This window comes from Bradyrhizobium sp. HKCCYLS2038, from assembly GCF_051167655.1.
Classification (GTDB): domain Bacteria; phylum Pseudomonadota; class Alphaproteobacteria; order Rhizobiales; family Xanthobacteraceae; genus Bradyrhizobium.
Map to the genome: position 1 here is coordinate 471,301 of NZ_JBNPTM010000006.1, position 16,092 is coordinate 487,392.

Consider the following 16,092-nt stretch of genomic DNA (forward strand, 5'->3'; position numbering starts at 1 on the left):
CCGTGGATGAGGCAGCCCGAGCGCGACTGATCCAATTTACGCGCCGCGACTTGCACCGTCACAGGACATCGACCGCAGCCACGCCAGCCTTGCGATTGCGCGGGATGCCAGTCGCTGGAGATCATCGAGCTGCTCGGGGCAATCCACGCGCTCCGCGCGCTGCAGGTAGGCGTCGGCAAGGCCTTCAGCGATCACGACTACGTCCGCATGCGCGAGCGCGGCAGGCAGCGTCAACAGGGGCATCGTATCAAGTGCCATGGCGGACGCTTCCGCAGCGAGTTCCCGCAGGCGTTGGGATGCCGGTTCATTCTCGTGTGTCGCCTTGAGACTGAGAAGTTCCGCCAAGTGCCCCTCGAGCTGGGCTGCCTCAATCGAAAGGCCTGCAGTCGCCTCCGGTGCACGGCCCGCCTCGTTCTCACGATGATAAGCGCGGCGCCGCTCCTTGCGCAGCGTCGCGACATGACCAAGTTCCTCGCGCGCCATGGCCTCTGACGCAGCTTTGATCTCGGCGTTGTCGCTATACGCCGCGAGGTAGGACCAGAATGCGAAGGCGCGTTCCTCGTTGCGCACGGCCATCGACAACGCGCGGTACGGCGTCATCAGGCGCGAGCGCTCAATCTCCGCGACGGCATCGGCATCGAAGGTTTCCGGCGCCTGCCAGCGCACGAGCGACGCATCCGGCGCGTGTCCGGTTCGCGCGTGTGACCATTTCGCGACGCTGTCGACATGCTCGCGCTCGGCCGCTGCCAGATCGGTAAACACTTTTGTTAGATCGCCCCGTCCCTGCCGCTGCATCTCCTCGGCGAGTTCGGTGTAGCGATCGGCGGCCTCCTGCTCCATCGCGTTCGCGAGGGCAAACATCTCCTCGAGCGAATGCAGGCTTCCGGCCGGTTCCGACCTGAGCAGAAGCGTTCGTGACAACAACATGATGGGTCGGCCTGTGTGTTCGCCCGGGGTCTGTTTGATCCAGCGCAACGTTTGTCGCAACCAGACCCACTAGACATCTGGCCACATCAGGAGTCAATTTAGGTTGGCTCGATTTGCTCGGGGGTCGCCAACGGCGACGATCCCTCTTTCCCAGACACAGTACTGATAGGAATACGCGTCCTTCGGGGGCGGGCCGTTCCGCTTGAGGTGATCAATGGTTGCGAGTCATGTCGCCACCAATCGAGGACGCATGGCTGCCGCGATCGTGGCCGTCATTCTCGCGCTCTGCATGATCGCAGCGCCGCGGACGGCGCATGCGGCCGGCGATCTCGCGACCTATTTGTCGAAGCTGACGCCGGGCGCGTTCTTCCCCGATGCGGATCGCTTCGGCGCGGCGCAAGGCGAGCCGCCGATTGCCCCGGTCTATCGCGGCGATGAGCTCAAGGGCTACGTCTATCTGAACTCCGATTTCGCCAATGCGGTCGGCTACTCCGGCAAGCCGATCCATATTCTCGTCGGCATCGATCCGAAGGGCGTGATCACGGGGCTGAAGCTGGTCGATCACAAGGAGCCGATCGTGCTGATCGGCATTCCCGAGCCGCGCATCGTCGCCGCGCTGAACGGCCTGCTCGGCAAGGACATGACGCCGATCGCGCAAGGCGCGGAGCATCCGCCGCAAGCCGACATCGTCTCCGGCGCGACGGTGACCGTGCTCGTCATGCACGACAGCATCGTACGCGCCGCGAGCCGCCTGATCCGCAGCGGCCGCATCGGCGCTGCCGCTCCGGGAACAGCGGCTGCTGCGCAGCCCAGCGTGATCAAGTCGATCGATCCCGACAAGAGCGAGATCCGCGACTGGGCCAGCCTGCTCGGCGACGGCTCGGTGCGGCGACTGCACTTGAGCATCGGCGACGTCAACGACGCGTTCGCGAAGTCGGGCAATGCAGCGGCTGCGCAAAACCCGGAGCCGGGCGGCGCGGACGACACCTTCATCGATCTCTATGTCGCGCTCGCCAGCGCGCCGACCATCGGTCGCAGCCTGCTCGGCGACGACGGCTATCAGCGGCTGAAGGCCCGGCTGCAGCCGGGCCAGCAGGCGATCATCGTCGCCGGCGACGGCGCCTATTCGTTCAAGGGCTCGGCCTATGTCCGCGGCGGCATCTTCGACCGCATCGAGGTGCTGCAGGAAGGGTCGAGCACACGGTTCCGCGACAAGAACCATACACGCCTCGGCGAGCTCCAGGCCGCGGGCGCCCCTGCCCTGCGCGAGATCGGACTGTTCGTCACGCCGCCCGAATTCACGCTCGACCCGACCGAGCCCTGGCTGCTGCAGCTGCTGGTGCAGCGGGCCACCGGCAGCCGCGACAAGGCGTTCCTCACCTTCGACCTCAACTACACCCTGCCTGACCTCTATCTGAAGCGGGAGACACGCCCGGCGCCCTCAGTGGCGAAGGCGCCCGCGGCACAGCCCGCTCCGGCCACGACCACGCCGGTCTCGACAGACGAGACGGAGGAGCCGCTGTGGATGCGCATCTGGCGTACGCAGACCGTCAACATCGGCATCACTGCTGTCGCTCTCGCCATCCTCACCGCGATCTTCTTCTTCCAGAACGTGCTGGTGCGCCGTCCGCAACTCTACACCTGGGTGCGACGCGCCTATCTCTTCTTCGTCCTGGTCTGGCTCGGCTGGTACGCGAACGCCCAGCTCTCGGTCGTCAACGTCGTCACCTTCACCAATTCGCTGCTCACCGGCTTCCATTGGGAGTTCTTCCTCGCAGCTCCCCTGATCTTCATCCTGTGGGCCGCCACCGCGGCAGGCCTGCTGTTCTGGGGCCGCGGCCCGTTCTGCGGCTGGCTGTGTCCGTTCGGCGCGCTGCAGGAGCTGACCAACACGGTGGCGAAATGGCTGAAGGTGCCGCAGATCACCGTGCCCTGGGGCCTGCATGAGCGTCTCTGGCCGGTCAAATACATCATCTTCCTCGGCCTGTTCGGCCTGTCGCTGTACTCCGTCGCGCTGGCCGAGCAGGTCGCCGAGGTCGAGCCGTTCAAGACCGCGATCATCCTGAAGTTCGCGCGCAGCTGGCCGTTCGTGCTCTACGCGGTGGCGCTGCTCGGCATCGGCCTGTTCATCGAGCGCTTCTTCTGCCGCTACCTCTGCCCGCTCGGCGCCGCGCTCGCCATTCCCGGCCGCATCCGCACCTTCGAATGGCTGCGGCGCTGGAAGGAATGCGGCTCGCCCTGCCAGCGCTGCGCCAAGGAATGTCCGGTGCAGTCGATCCATCCAGAGGGGCACATCAACGTCAATGAATGCATCTACTGCATGCATTGCCAGGAGCTCTATTACGACGACCAGCGCTGCCCGCACATGATCCAGGTCCGGCTCAAGCGCGAGAAGTTCGAGGCGATGTCGTCGCCGACGATGCGCGCCCCAAGGGCCGGCCCAAAGACGCTCATCACTCATGCCGGCCAGCCGCTGACGGCCCCTGTCCAATCCCCCGATCTCACTCGCCCATCATAAGGAGACGACGATGACGCACGACGACGACCAGACGAAACTCAGCCGCCGGCAGATCGTCGGCACGGCCGCGCTCGGCGCGGCCGGCGTGGCCGGCGGCATCGGCCTCGGCAAGAGCCTCGAGACCACGCCGGCCGCGGCGCAGCCGCGCCCTGCGCAGAACAAGGCCGAGGTGGCACCGGGCCAGCTCGACGAATATTACGTGTTCTTCTCCTCCGGCCAGACCGGCGAGCTGCGCATCGTCGGCATGCCCTCGATGCGCGAGCTGATGCGCATTCCCGTCTTCAACCGTTGCAGCGCCACCGGCTGGGGCCAGACCAACGAAAGCCGAAAGATCATGACCGAGGGCCTGCTGCCGGAGACGCGCGAGCGGCTCAAGGACAGGCTCGGCATCTGGATGAACGGCGACACCCATCATCCGCACATGTCGTTCACCAACGGCACCTATGACGGCCGCTACATCTTCATCAACGACAAGGCCAATACCCGCCTCGCCCGCATCCGCACCGACGTGATGAAGTGCGACAAGATCATCGAGCTGCCGAACCAGTACACCATCCACGGCATGCGGCCGCAGAAATTCCCGCGCACAGGCTACGTGTTCTGCAACGGCGAATATGAGGTGCCGCTGCCCAACGACGGCAAGGTGCTCGACGACAAGTCCAAATACTGGTCGATGTTCTCGGCCGTCGACGGCGACACGATGAAGGTCGCCTGGCAGGTGATCGTCGACGGCAATCTCGACAACACCGATTGCGACTACCAAGGCAAATATGCGTTCTCGACCTGCTACAATTCCGAGAAGGGCGTGACCCTGGCGGAGATGACGGCCAGCGAACAGGACTGGGTGACGATCTTCAACATCAAGCGCATCGAGGAGGCCGTCAAGAAGGGCGACTTCAAGGAGATGAACGGCGTTCCGGTCATCGACGGCCGTAAGGGCTCGCCCTACACCCGCTATGTGCCGGTCTCCAACAGTCCGCATGGTCTCAACACGTGCCCGGACGGTATCCACATCGTTGCAAACGGCAAGCTGGCGCCGACCGTCACCGTAATCGACGTCCGCCTGATCGACGGCCTGTTCGACGACAAGATCAAGCCGCGCGACGTCGTGGTCGCGGAGCCGGAGCTCGGTCTCGGGCCGCTGCACACCGCCTTCGACGGCCGCGGCAACGCCTACACCACGCTGTTCCTCGACAGCCAGGTCTGCAAATGGAGCATCGATCTCGCCAAGCGCGCCTTCAAAGGGGAGAAGGTCAATCCGATCATCCAGAAGCTCGACGTCCAGTATCAGCCGGGCCATAACCATTCGTCGATGGGCGAGACCAAGGAAGCCGACGGCAAATGGCTGCTGTCGCTGAACAAGTTCTCCAAGGACCGCTTCCTCAATGTCGGCCCGCTGAAGCCGGAGAACGATCAGCTGATCGACATCTCCGGCGACAAGATGGAGCTGGTGCATGACGGCCCGAGCTTCGCCGAGCCGCATGATGCCGTGATCGTGCACCGCTCCAAGCTCGAGGGCCGCGTGACCTCGATCTGGAAGCGCGACGACCCGTTCTTCGCCGACGCCCGCAAGCAGGCGGCGGCCGACGGCGTGACGCTGGAGAGCGATGCCAAGGTGATCCGCGACGGCAACAAGGTGCGCGTCTACATGTGGTCGAGCGCGCCCGCTTACGCGCTCGAGAAGTTCGAGGTCAAGCAGGGCGACGAGGTGACGGTCTATGTCACCAACATCGACGACGTGGAGGACCTCGTCCACGGCTTCTGTATCGTCAACTACGGCGTCAACATGGAGATCGATCCGCAGCAGACCTCGTCGGTGACGTTCATCGCCGACAAGCCCGGCGTCTACTGGTATTTCTGCACGTGGTTCTGCCACGCCATGCATATGGAAATGCGCGGCCGCATGCTGGTCTCGCCGCGAAACGCCTGACGATGCGGCGGATGCGCCATATCACGATATCGGGGCTGGCGGCGCTCGTCGCCGCCGGCCTCACCTTGCATGCGCGCGCGGAGACGCTGCAGGTCACAGCCGAGACCAATGACCTACAAGGCGTACTCGATCGCGCCAATGACGGTGACGAGATCTCGCTGTCCGACGGCACCTATCGCGGGCCGTTGCGCGTCACGCACAGCATCAGCTTGACCGGCTCCCCTGGCACGACCATCACGGCCGACGGCCAAGGCAGCGTCATCACCGTGACAGCACCGGGCACCGTCATCCGTGGCCTGACCATCCGTGGCTCCGGCCACTCGTTGGAGCAGATGGACTCCGGCGTCTTCGTCGAGCAGGCTGCGCACGACACGCTCATTGAAAACAATCACATCGACGGCAATCTGTTCGGCGTCTATCTGCACGGCTCGGCCAACGCGCTGGTCCGCCACAACAGCATCATCGGCCTGCGCGCGACGCATCCCGGCGGCGCCGGCAACGGCGTCTCGGTATGGAACGCGCCCGGCGCAAAGGTAGTCGACAACGACATCCGCTACGGCCGCGATGGCGTGTTCGCCATCACCAGCCGCAACAACATTTTCAGCCACAATCGCTTCAGCGACCTGCGCTTCGCGGTCCACTACATGTACGCCAATGACGGTGAGATCACCGGCAACGTCTCGACCCGAAACATCATCGGCTATGCGCTGATGTTCTCCAAGAACCTCGTGGTGAAGGACAATGTCTCCGATCACGACCGCGACCGCGGCATGCTGTTCAACGCAACCAACGGCTCCAAGATCTCCGGCAACAGCGTCATCGGCGGTCTGCAGCCGGCGGAGCGCTGGGCCACGGCCGAGAATCGCGGCGCCGACGAAGGCGTGCCGCAGACCGAGACGAACGCGGTCACGCCAATCGGAGGCGTTCGTCCGGGACCGGAGAAATGCGTGTTCATCTACAATACCAACAACAATCGCATCACCGACAACTGGTTTGAGGGCTGCGAGATCGGCGTGCACTTCACCGCTGGCTCCGAGGGCAACGACATCCGTGGCAACGCTTTCGTTAACAATGCCAGCCAGATCAAATATGTCGGCACCCGCCATCTCGACTGGTCGAAGAACGGCCGTGGCAATTATTGGAGCGACAATCCCGGCTTCGACCTCAACGGTGACGGCGTGGCGGATACAGCCTACCGGCCGAACGATCTGATCGACCGCGTGCTGTGGACAGCGCCGGCCGCCAAGGTGCTGATCAACAGCCCCGCCGTGCAGGTGATCCGCTGGGCGCAGGCGCAATTCCCGGCAATCCTGCCCGGCGGCGTCGTCGACAGCCACCCGCTGATGTCGCCGCCGGCGCGCCGCACCGCGGCTGGGAGCACCAATCGATGAGCGCGACCGTTCATATCGCCGATGTCGTCAAGCACTACGGCAAGGTCGAAGCCGTGAAGGGCGTGTCGTTCGATCTCGCCGAAGGCGAGATGGTGGCGCTGATCGGCCACAACGGCGCCGGCAAGACCACGCTGATGAAGATGATGCTCGGCCTGATCCGTCCCACCCGCGGCGCGGTGGCCGTGATCGGCGAAAATCCCGCCGCCGGCGAATTCTCCGCGCGGCGCCAGCTCGGCTACCTGCCGGAGAACGTCGCCTTCGATGCCGCCCTCACCGGCTGCGAGACGCAGGCGTTCTATGCGCGTCTCAAGCGTGAGCCGGTCAAGGACTCGCTGGCGCTGCTCGATGTCGTCGGCCTCGGCGATGCCGCGAAGCGCCGCGTCAACACCTATTCCAAGGGCATGCGCCAGCGCCTCGGCCTCGCACAGGCACTGATCGGCCGTCCGCGCGTGCTGCTGCTCGACGAGCCGACCACCGGCCTCGACCCGGAGCTGCGCCAGACCTTCTACGACGTCATTCAGAGGCTCGCGGCCGATGGCACCACCGTGCTGCTGTCCTCGCACGCGCTGACCGAGCTGGAAGAGCGCGCCGGCCGCGTCATCATCATGAACCGCGGCCTCAAGGTCGCCGACGGCTCGCTCGACGAGTTGCGCCACCTGGCGCGGCTGCCGACGCGGATCCGGATCAAGGTGGCCGACCTGCCGCCATCGGGCGCGCCGGCCTGGCTGCCGCCGGCCACGACGTATCGCCGGATCAACGGCCACATCGTCGAGATCGACGCGGCACCGGACGACAAGATCGACCTGCTGCGCCGCGCGACGGCGGTCGGCAACGCCGTGCAGGACCTCGAGCTCATCCCGCCCAATCTCGACGAGCTCTACGCGCATTTCCTGCGCCACGCGGAGCGCCTGCAATGAACGGTCTGATCACCATCGCCGCCAAGGAAATCCAGCAGGCCATCCGCAATCGCTGGGTGCTGGCAGCAACCTTGCTGCTCGCCGGGCTCGCGCTGTCGCTGACCTTCCTCGGCAGCGCGCCGACCGGCACCGTCGGCGCCCGCGCGCTCGATGTCGTCATCGTCAGCCTGTCGAGCCTGACGATCTTCCTGATCCCGCTGATCGCGCTGCTGATCGCGCATGACGCCATCGTCGGCGACATGGAGCGCGGTACCATGCTGCTGCTGCTGAGCTATCCGGTGGCGCGCTGGCAGGCGCTGCTCGGCAAGTTCCTCGGCCATCTCGCCGTGCTCGCCTTCGCAACCTGCCTCGGCTATGGCGCCGCGGCCGTGGCGCTGCTGATCACCGGCAGCAGCTTCGATGCCGAGGGGCTCGCCGCTTTCGCCGCGATGATCGGCTCGTCGGTGCTGCTCGGCGCGGTGTTCGTCGCGATCGGCTATCTCGTCAGCGCCGTGGTGCGCGACCGCGGCACCGCCGCGGGGCTATGCATCGGGCTGTGGCTCGTGCTGGTGCTGATCTACGACATGGCCTTGCTCGGTCTGCTCGTGCTGGATCAGGGCCGCAATATCTCCGGCGGCTTGCTGAGCGCGCTGCTGCTGCTCAACCCGGCCGATGCCTATCGGCTGTTCAACCTCACCGGCTTCGCGAATGTCAGCCTGTTCTCCGGCATGGCCGGGCTCGCCGCCAGCAGCACGCTGTCGGTGCGGGCGCTGCTGACCGCGCTGGTGCTGTGGACCCTGGTCCCCCTCGCCGGCGCCACGCTGGCCTTCTCCCGGAGGGAGCTATGAACCGCCTCGCTCTTACCTGCGCGCTCGTCGCCGCGTTCGTCCTCACGGGCTGCAACGAGAAGCAAGCCGCCGCACCGCCGCCGCCGATCAAGCTGACCCAGCAGGCGATCGGGCATTACTGCGGCATGAACCTGCTCGAGCATTCCGGCCCCAAGGGACAGATCTTCGCCGCCAGCCTGATCGAGCCGGTATGGTTCTCGTCGGCGCGCGACGCCATCGCTTTCACGTTGCTGCCCGACGAACCGAAGGACATCCAGGCGATCTACGTCTCCGACATGGGCAAGGCCGCGAGCTGGGACAATCCCGGCGCCGACAATTGGATCGAGGCGCGCAAAGCGCTGTTCGTGATCGGCAGCCGACTCAAGAGCGGCATGGGCAGCGACGAGGCGGTGCCGTTCTCGGAACGATCAGCCGCCGAGCGCTTCGCCGCCGAGCATGGCGGCCGCATCGTCGGCTTCAGCGAGGTGCCGCGCGACTACGTGCTGAGCGCGCCGGAGGACAGCGCCAGTGCAGCCGAGCAGGATGCCAGGAAAACCAATTGAGGCGGCGGTCATGACACATCACCTCTCGCGCCGACGCTTCATCCAGATCAGTGCTGCGGTCGCCGGCCTCTCCATCGCTCCGCTTGGCACCCCGCGCGCCAAGGCCGACACCAGCCTGGTCGAATGGCGCGGCACCTTGCTCGGCGCCGTCGCGACCATCAAGCTTCACCATCGCGACCCGCACGAGGCCGAGCACCTGATTGCGCTGTCGATCACCGAAGCGCGCCGGCTGGAGCGGCTGTTCAGCCTGTACCTGACGGACTCGGCCCTGGTCAGCCTGAACCGCACCGGCGTGCTGCTCGATCCGGCACCGGAGCTTGTCGACATCCTGTTGCGCTCGCAGCACTACGCCGAGCTGACCGGTGGCCGCTTCGATCCTACCGTGCAGCCCTTCTGGACGCTATATGTCGATCACTTCTCGCGGCCAGATGCGGACCCCAGCGGCCCGCCGCAGGCGGCCGTGCGCGAGGCGCTGGCGCGAGTGGGTTTCAGCAAGCTTTCGATCCACCGCGACCGGATCGTCATGCCCCGCGACATGGCGATCACCCTGAACGGAATCGCGCAAGGCTATGTCACCGACCGCATCGTCGACCTCCTGCGCAGCCGGGGCGTTCAGCAGAGCCTCGTCGATATGGGCGAGGCCCGCGCCATCGGGACACGGCCCGATGGCCTGCCCTGGGAGATCGCGATCGACGACCCGCAGACCCCCGGTCGGACTGCCGCGATGCTTCCGATCATCGATCTCGCCGTATCGACCTCGGGTGCGTATGGCCTCCGCTTCGATGCGGCAGGCCGCTTCAACCATCTGTTCGATCCGCATAGCGGCCGCTGCGCCGGCCGCTATGGCAGCGTCAGCACTGTCGCCAGGGATGCCACGACAGCCGATGCCCTATCGACCGCCTTCAGCCTGATGGCGGAGGCAGAGATTCGTGCCTTGCTCCCGCGCACCGAACTCCAGCGCGTTCACCTGATCGATGCGCACGGAGTGGCTGTCGACCTCATCTCGTGATTGCGCCTCCCAAAGCGCGCGTGGTCGGTCTGTACGGATGCGGTTAGCTACGCGCTTGTTCCACGCCAGTGTCTCTTGGACTTTCGTCAGCGCGGCCCTTGTTTGCTATCACGACCAAACTGGCCGGTTCTGGACGTCTCTATCATTGATCAGGGTCAAAGCTTGGCCGGCTGCATCGACAATGCTGGAAGACATTGCCATTTTGACTGGAGCGCAGGTTATCTCGCAGGACATCGGCCTGAAGTTGGAAAGCGCGACCGTCGAGCAGCTCGGCCACGCCACCCGGGTCGTCGTCGACAAGGAAAACACCACGCTGATCGGTGGCAAGGGGGAGCGCACGCGCATCGATGCGCGCCTGCAGCAGCTTCGGCACGAGATCGAGCAAACGACAAGCCAGTATGACAAGGACAAGCTCGAGGAGCGCATCGCCAAGCTGTCAGGCGGAGTAGCCGTGATCCGGGTCGGAGCTCCGACCGAAGCCGAGATGAAGTCGAGAAAGGAGGCTCTCGACGACGCCATCAGCTCGACCAAAGCGGCGGTTGCCGAGGGTATCGTGCCGGGCGGAGGTCTTGCGCTGTTGAGGTGCATCGAGGCCGTGAGCAAGGAGGAGGCGGGCTGCGAAGGCGACGAGCGGACCGGCATCCAGATCGTGAAGCGGGCGCTGGAATGCCCCGCTCGGCAGATTGCCGAGAATTCCGCGGCCGATGGCGGTGTCGTCGTCGCACGTATGCTGACCGGTCAGGGCAATTTCGGCTTTGACGCGGCACGCAAGCAGTATGTTGATCTGGTCGAGGCCGGCATCGTCGACCCCGTCAAGGTCGTTCGCACCGCCCTTGAGAACGCGGTCTCCGTTGCGAGCGTATTGCTGCTGACCGAGGCGACCATGACGAAGGTTCCGGAGACGAACCCGGAGCGAAGGCCGGCGCCTGAATTGTCGATATGAGTCAAATGGCGGAGGCGCACATGCAGACGTTGCCCCAGATTGAATTCGACGGCGTCCCGGCCTCTCCTGAGCTGAAGGCGACCATCGGCGAGCATGTGAAGGAGCTGGAGAACCGGTTCGGGCGCGCAACATCCTGCCACATTGTGGTCCGCGGTCCGGGCGAGCGGCATCACAGCGGAGGACAATACCAGGTGAGTATCCATCTCTCGCTGCCGAACGGTCGGGAAGTCAATGTCGGGCGAACTCCGAAGGCGGATGAGCGCTATTCCGATCTGACCTTCGCCGTGGACAACGCGTTCAAGCGCGCGCGCAGGCAATTGCAGGACGAAGCGAGATTGGTCCAGGGCTCAGTGAAATCCCACGAGGTGCAGCCGCTCGGAACCGTCGTGAGCATTGATCCCAGCGGCGAGTTTGGCTTTATCGAAGCCGCTGACGGCCGGCAGATCTACTTCAACTCCCGTAGCGTTCTGGCCAGCCCGGCGAAGATAACGCCCGGCACACGCGTGAGCTATGTCGAGGAAGCCGGCGAGAAAGGGTCGCAGGCAAGCACCGTCAAGATTCTCGGCAAGCACGGCTTGCGACTCTAGACGGAGATCATCATGCTGTCGCCGACACGCGGAAGCAACCGGCTGCGCCTCTTTGCCTTGCATGGAACTGAGATCCTCGGCAAGACCATTGCAGACGTCTTGGGTTGCGGCTTGGCTGCCCTCGAAGAACGGAACTTCGAGGACGGCGAGCACAAGATCCGACCAATCGAGAGCGTCGCCGGCTGCGACGTGCATATCCTGCACAGCCTGTATGGCGGCCCGGAGCACAGCCCGAACGACAAGCTGTGCCGCCTGTTGCTCTTCATCGGCGCCCTGAAGGACGCTGGCGCCGCGCGGATCACGGCGATCACGCCCTATCTATGCTATGCGCGCAAGGATCGTCGGACCAAGGCAAACGACCCGGTGACCATCCGCTATCTCGCAACCCTGTTCGAGGCGGTCGGGGTCGACGTGGTCGTCACCTTCGAGGTGCACAATGAGGCCGCCTTTGAGAATGCCTTCCGGTGTCCCACCGTTGCGCTGAGCGCGGCCCCGGTATTGGTCGATGCGATCAAGGAGCTCGCCGGAGATCAGGCGATTTGCGTCATATCGCCTGACCTCGGTGGCGGCAAGCGCGCGGAGATTCTCCGCGAGATGCTGGAGAAAGTCACTGGCCGCCCGATCGGCAAAGCGCTGGTCGAGAAGCATCGCAGCGCAGGCGTGGTCTCCGGCGACATGTTCGCAGGCAACGTGGCGGACGCATTCTGCGTCGTCTTCGACGACCTGGTCAGCACCGGGGGAACCCTTGCAAGGGCCGCCAAGGCGGCACGCGCCCGCGGAGCCAGGCAGGTCGTTGCGTGCATCGCTCACGGCCTGTTCATGCCGGGCGCCGAGACAACGCTGGCAGATCCCGCCATCGACCGGATCATCGCCACCGATTGTGTTCCACCGTTCAGGCTGCCGCCCGGTCCGGTGCGCAACAAGCTCCAGCTCGTCTCGGCCGCGCCGCTGCTCGCCGAGACCATCCGCCGCATCCATCACGGCGAAGACCTCGCCGAGCTGCTGCCGTACCAGTCGTAGCCCGAGATGAGCTCTTACGAAGTCAGCAGCCGCTCAAGCCGCGCCGCGTCGGTTCTCGCCAATGCCAGATAGGTGCGGGCGAGACGCGGCCATTTGTCGGGGGTCCGCGGATGTTCGTCGGCAAGATGAGCAATCGAGAGCCTCGCGCGCAACATCGCCCGACCGATCCGGTAAAACAGGAACAAGCCGCTGGTGGTCTCGTCCGCGAGCAAGACCATCAAGCGCCGTCGTAGCGCATCGGCGACCCAGCGACCGCCGAGCCGCTCGCATTCGAGGTGAAGGAACGACAATTCGTCGAGCGCATCCGACGCTCGCAGCCGGGCATCGAATTCGAGGCAATCGATGATCGGAAAAGGAGGACTCAGCCAGATGTGTTCGGGCCGCAGATCGCCGTGTCCATCGACGATCAAGCGATGGCGAACCCGACCTGCCAGCACGTCACGTCGCTGCAACAGATAGCGGTGCTGAACATCCGCGAGCTGCTCGATGGTTCCGAACGGCAGACCGAAGCTCCTGCTCAACAGGACACGCCGATCGGCCATTGCCGCCTTCTGCAGCGACCCGAGATAGCTGTCTGAGCTGATCAGGATGCGTGGAACATGCAGGAAGAAGCGATGCAGGACCGCCGCGAGCTGGTGGACATGCGTGGGCGTGACGTCGCGCGCACGAAGCGCCGCTTCCAGCGTGCCCGCTTCATCGAGTCGGCGCATCACAACCAGCCAATCGGCAACGGCACCCGTGCCGTCAATCTCGTAGCTTCCGCCCGCCGCCACAGTAAGCGGCACCAAGCCGATATAAACGTCCGGGGCCAATCGGCGATTGAGCGCCTGCTCTGCCCGGCAGGCCGTCTCACGCCGTTCGAGCGTCGAAAAATCGAGATAGGGAAACCGCACCGGTTTCTTCAGCTTGTAGACGCGGTCGCCGGCGAGGAAGACCCACGACATGTGGGTTTCGCGCGCGACCACGGCCGCAGGTGCAGAAAGGTAGCTCTGCGGGCGCTTGAGATGACCGACCTTTCGCGCGAGCACTGCTGCGTCGTCGACGACGTCGAATGGTCTATTCTGACGTTCGGGCATCACGGGATATCACAATCGGAACTCCCATTTGCTTGATATCGATCAATCGACGAACTTGCCCAGTTTATAGCGTAGCGCAAAATTGCGGAGGAGCGTGCATGCTGTTCCGAGATCGCACCGATGCCGGCCGCCGGCTCGCTGAAGCGTTAAACCGATACAAGAGCCGCCACCCGGTCATCCTCGCATTGCCTCGCGGAGGCGTTCCGGTCGCGGCCGAGGTGGCCCGTGCGCTTGATGCGACCCTCGACTTGCTCCTGGTGCGCAAGATCGGCCTGCCGCTGCAGCCGGAACTGGCAATGGGCGCGGTTGCTGAAGGCGAACAGCCGATTATCATACGCAACCGCGACGTCATCGAAGCCTCAGGCGTCAGCGAAAAGGAGTTTGACACGGTCTGCCGGAAGGAGCGCGGCGAGATCGATCGGCGCCGCGCACGCTATCTCGGCGACCGGACGCGCGCCGACGTGACGGGACGCGTGACGATCATCGTCGATGACGGCATCGCGACCGGCGCGACAATGCTCGCGGCCATCCGCGCCGTCCGCACGCGTCAACCGAAGGAGCTCGTGCTCGCGGTCCCGGTCGCGGCACATGAGACCATCAATCGGCTGCGGCCCGAGGTCGACACAATCGTCTGCCTGGACACGCCTCAGGAGCTTGGTGCGATCGGCTGCTTCTACCGTGACTTCCGCCAGGTCGATGATGACGAGGTCATCGCCGCGTTGAACAGATTTCCGGACAAGCAGCCGCCACCCGCCTCGGAGGACCGCTAGGAGTAACGCATGTCGCTGTCACCAACCGCGCTGCTGACCGACCTGTATCAACTCAGCATGGTCCAGGCCTATCTGGAGTCCGGCCAGTCCGACATCGCGGTCTTCGAGTTCTTCGTCCGGAAACTGCCGGAGTCGCGCAACTTCCTCCTGGCAGCGGGGCTGGAGCAGGCGCTCGACTTTCTGGAGAACCTGCGGTTCTCCGAAGACGATCTCGACTGGCTCGGCCGCAGCGGCAAGTTCAGCAGCGCGTTGATCGACTATCTCGACCAGTTCCGCTTCAGCGGCGACGTGCACGCCATCACGGAGGGAACGCTGTTCTTCGCCAACGAGCCAATTCTACGTGTCACCGCCCCGATCGCGCAAGCGCAGCTTGTCGAGACGCGACTGATCAACATCCTGCATTTTCAGACACTGATCGCCTCAAAGGCTGCGCGCATGGCGTTGCTGGCGCCTGAGAAATTGCTGGTCGATTTCGGTCTGCGGCGGGCTCACGGCTCTGAAGCCGGACTGCTCGCGGCGCGGGCCAGCTATATCGCCGGCTTCGCCGGGACAGCGACGCTGCTGGCAGAAAAGTCATTCGGAATTCCGACCTATGGCACGATGGCGCACTCGTTCGTCCAGTCCTTCGATGACGAGGTCGCTGCGTTCGTAGCGTTTGCTCGCGCCCGCCCCGAAAACCTGACGCTGCTGATCGACACCTACGACACCGAGGCAGCCGCACGAAAGCTGGTCGCGTTGGCGCCACGTCTCAAGCAAGAGGGTGTCGCAGTCCGAGCCGTGCGAATCGACAGCGGTGATCTCGCAGCGCTTGCTCGAAGTGTCCGTGATATCCTCGATGCAGGTGGCCTGAGGGACGTTGGCATTTTTGTCAGCGGGGGTGTCGAGGACGCCACTCTCGCTGCATTCTCTCAAACCTCCGCACCAATCGATGGCATCGGAGTCGGTACGAGCCTTGTCACCTCGTCAGACGCTCCCGCGCTCGACTGTGCCTACAAGCTTCAGGAGTATGCTGGATTGCCACGGCGCAAGAGATCCGTCGGCAAGGCGACTTGGCCAGGCCGCAAGCAGGTCTGGCGACATTACGACGGCCATGATCATCGCATGACCGGCGATATTCTGTCGACCGAGAGCGACAGGCACGATGGCGAACAATTGATTCACCGGGTCATGACGAATGGTCATCGGATCGCGCCACAGCTTTCGCTCGACGACATCCGGGCTCATGCAGCGCGGCAGCTCCAGCGGCTGCCGGTAGAGCTCACGAGGGCCGCTCGGTCGACGCCCTATCCGGTTCGGATAGCGCCGCCCTTGCAGCAGCTCGCTGCCGAGGTGGATCGCAGGATGGGCCTTCCGTCGTAGCGGCGGCAACAGCCAGCCGGCGCAACTCAACTGACCGGCCTTGAGGCCGGACAGACTGCGGCCAATGGCTTCGCAGGACGGAGATCCATCGTGCCCGTTCAGAATGCTGGAAATCCCCAAGATGTTCGACCAAGCGGCCGAACTGCTCGATATCATGGGCGACTACCCGTTCCGCTCACGCGCTGAGAGCATCTGATGAAGCACGATACGGTCGAAAACGTGCTTGGCGTGCAGCTGTGCTGTTGATCGGACTCCGTTCGGCCGGACCTCGGCGAA

The 16,092-nt window shown here is 64.6% G+C and carries 14 protein-coding genes and 1 pseudogene; 13 read left to right on the top strand and 2 right to left on the bottom strand.

All coding sequences use genetic code 11. The annotated features are described in order from the left end of the window. Positions 1–36 precede the first annotated feature (36 nt). Entirely contained in the window at positions 37–927 is an 891-nt protein-coding gene (locus tag ACQR1I_RS27290; protein ID WP_434869176.1) for a ferritin-like domain-containing protein, read from the bottom strand. Positions 928–1,177: 250 nt separating this feature from the next. Here ACQR1I_RS27290 and ACQR1I_RS27295 point away from each other — a divergent pair, with 250 nt between their 5' ends. The 10 genes and pseudogenes from ACQR1I_RS27295 to ACQR1I_RS27340 all read left to right on the top strand — a co-directional run bounded on the left by ACQR1I_RS27295 (position 1,178) and on the right by ACQR1I_RS27340 (position 12,611). Beyond that, complete coding sequence (locus ACQR1I_RS27295) at positions 1,178–3,445, top strand: 4Fe-4S binding protein (protein WP_434869175.1); 2,268 nt, start codon at positions 1,178–1,180, stop codon at positions 3,443–3,445. Positions 3,446–3,455: 10 nt separating this feature from the next. Next, on the top strand, positions 3,456–5,375 hold the full coding sequence (gene nosZ, locus ACQR1I_RS27300; protein WP_434869174.1) for a TAT-dependent nitrous-oxide reductase: 1,920 nt from the start codon (positions 3,456–3,458) through the stop codon (positions 5,373–5,375). A gap of 2 nt (positions 5,376–5,377) precedes the next feature. Continuing rightward, positions 5,378–6,766: a nitrous oxide reductase family maturation protein NosD gene (locus ACQR1I_RS27305; protein WP_434869173.1), complete on the top strand. Its 1,389-nt coding sequence runs from the start codon at positions 5,378–5,380 to the stop codon at positions 6,764–6,766. Beyond that, complete coding sequence (locus tag ACQR1I_RS27310) at positions 6,763–7,683, top strand: ABC transporter ATP-binding protein (protein ID WP_434869172.1); 921 nt, start codon at positions 6,763–6,765, stop codon at positions 7,681–7,683. Before ACQR1I_RS27305 ends, ACQR1I_RS27310 begins: the two co-directional genes overlap by 4 nt. After that, positions 7,680–8,510, top strand: coding sequence for an ABC transporter permease subunit (locus tag ACQR1I_RS27315; protein ID WP_434869171.1), 831 nt, complete (start codon positions 7,680–7,682; stop codon positions 8,508–8,510). Before ACQR1I_RS27310 ends, ACQR1I_RS27315 begins: the two co-directional genes overlap by 4 nt. After that, positions 8,507–9,052 carry a nitrous oxide reductase accessory protein NosL gene (locus ACQR1I_RS27320; RefSeq protein ID WP_434869170.1) on the top strand — a complete coding sequence of 182 codons (546 nt, stop codon included), beginning with the start codon at positions 8,507–8,509 and terminating at the stop codon, positions 9,050–9,052. The genes ACQR1I_RS27315 and ACQR1I_RS27320 overlap by 4 nt, the downstream gene beginning before the upstream one ends. A 10-nt stretch (positions 9,053–9,062) precedes the next feature. Then, on the top strand, positions 9,063–10,061 hold the full coding sequence (locus tag ACQR1I_RS27325) for an FAD:protein FMN transferase (RefSeq protein ID WP_434869169.1): 999 nt from the start codon (positions 9,063–9,065) through the stop codon (positions 10,059–10,061). Between the two features lie 181 nt (positions 10,062–10,242). Further along, positions 10,243–11,004, top strand: a pseudogene (locus ACQR1I_RS27330) (TCP-1/cpn60 chaperonin family protein); the annotation flags it as partial. Positions 11,005–11,024: 20 nt separating this feature from the next. Beyond that, the gene (locus ACQR1I_RS27335) at positions 11,025–11,591 is read left to right on the top strand and encodes an HPF/RaiA family ribosome-associated protein (RefSeq protein WP_434869168.1); all 567 of its coding nucleotides are present in this window, start codon (positions 11,025–11,027) and stop codon (positions 11,589–11,591) included. Between the two features lie 12 nt (positions 11,592–11,603). Then, complete coding sequence (locus tag ACQR1I_RS27340) at positions 11,604–12,611, top strand: ribose-phosphate diphosphokinase (RefSeq protein ID WP_434869167.1); 1,008 nt, start codon at positions 11,604–11,606, stop codon at positions 12,609–12,611. Between the two features lie 14 nt (positions 12,612–12,625). Here ACQR1I_RS27340 and ACQR1I_RS27345 read toward each other — a convergent pair whose 3' ends face one another. Then, on the bottom strand, positions 12,626–13,687 hold the full coding sequence (locus ACQR1I_RS27345) for a hypothetical protein (protein WP_434869166.1): 1,062 nt from the start codon (positions 13,685–13,687) through the stop codon (positions 12,626–12,628). Between the two features lie 98 nt (positions 13,688–13,785). Here ACQR1I_RS27345 and ACQR1I_RS27350 point away from each other — a divergent pair, with 98 nt between their 5' ends. From ACQR1I_RS27350 to ACQR1I_RS27360, 3 genes are all read left to right on the top strand, one after another. Beyond that, on the top strand, positions 13,786–14,457 hold the full coding sequence (locus tag ACQR1I_RS27350) for a phosphoribosyltransferase (RefSeq protein WP_434888852.1): 672 nt from the start codon (positions 13,786–13,788) through the stop codon (positions 14,455–14,457). Between the two features lie 9 nt (positions 14,458–14,466). Further along, positions 14,467–15,816 carry a nicotinate phosphoribosyltransferase gene (locus tag ACQR1I_RS27355; protein ID WP_434869164.1) on the top strand — a complete coding sequence of 450 codons (1,350 nt, stop codon included), beginning with the start codon at positions 14,467–14,469 and terminating at the stop codon, positions 15,814–15,816. Between the two features lie 64 nt (positions 15,817–15,880). Next, on the top strand, positions 15,881–16,012 hold the full coding sequence (locus ACQR1I_RS27360; RefSeq protein ID WP_434869163.1) for a hypothetical protein: 132 nt from the start codon (positions 15,881–15,883) through the stop codon (positions 16,010–16,012). Positions 16,013–16,092 lie beyond the last annotated feature (80 nt).

Coding starts and splice junctions, on each gene's coding strand:
- ACQR1I_RS27290 (WP_434869176.1), bottom strand. CDS start 927: ATGTTGTTGTCACGAACGCTTCTGCTCAGGTCGGAACCGGCCGGAAGC.
- ACQR1I_RS27295 (WP_434869175.1), top strand. CDS start 1,178: ATGGCTGCCGCGATCGTGGCCGTCATTCTCGCGCTCTGCATGATCGCA.
- nosZ (WP_434869174.1), top strand. CDS start 3,456: ATGACGCACGACGACGACCAGACGAAACTCAGCCGCCGGCAGATCGTC.
- ACQR1I_RS27305 (WP_434869173.1), top strand. CDS start 5,378: ATGCGGCGGATGCGCCATATCACGATATCGGGGCTGGCGGCGCTCGTC.
- ACQR1I_RS27310 (WP_434869172.1), top strand. CDS start 6,763: ATGAGCGCGACCGTTCATATCGCCGATGTCGTCAAGCACTACGGCAAG.
- ACQR1I_RS27315 (WP_434869171.1), top strand. CDS start 7,680: ATGAACGGTCTGATCACCATCGCCGCCAAGGAAATCCAGCAGGCCATC.
- ACQR1I_RS27320 (WP_434869170.1), top strand. CDS start 8,507: ATGAACCGCCTCGCTCTTACCTGCGCGCTCGTCGCCGCGTTCGTCCTC.
- ACQR1I_RS27325 (WP_434869169.1), top strand. CDS start 9,063: ATGACACATCACCTCTCGCGCCGACGCTTCATCCAGATCAGTGCTGCG.
- ACQR1I_RS27335 (WP_434869168.1), top strand. CDS start 11,025: ATGCAGACGTTGCCCCAGATTGAATTCGACGGCGTCCCGGCCTCTCCT.
- ACQR1I_RS27340 (WP_434869167.1), top strand. CDS start 11,604: ATGCTGTCGCCGACACGCGGAAGCAACCGGCTGCGCCTCTTTGCCTTG.
- ACQR1I_RS27345 (WP_434869166.1), bottom strand. CDS start 13,687: ATGCCCGAACGTCAGAATAGACCATTCGACGTCGTCGACGACGCAGCA.
- ACQR1I_RS27350 (WP_434888852.1), top strand. CDS start 13,786: ATGCTGTTCCGAGATCGCACCGATGCCGGCCGCCGGCTCGCTGAAGCG.
- ACQR1I_RS27355 (WP_434869164.1), top strand. CDS start 14,467: ATGTCGCTGTCACCAACCGCGCTGCTGACCGACCTGTATCAACTCAGC.
- ACQR1I_RS27360 (WP_434869163.1), top strand. CDS start 15,881: ATGGCTTCGCAGGACGGAGATCCATCGTGCCCGTTCAGAATGCTGGAA.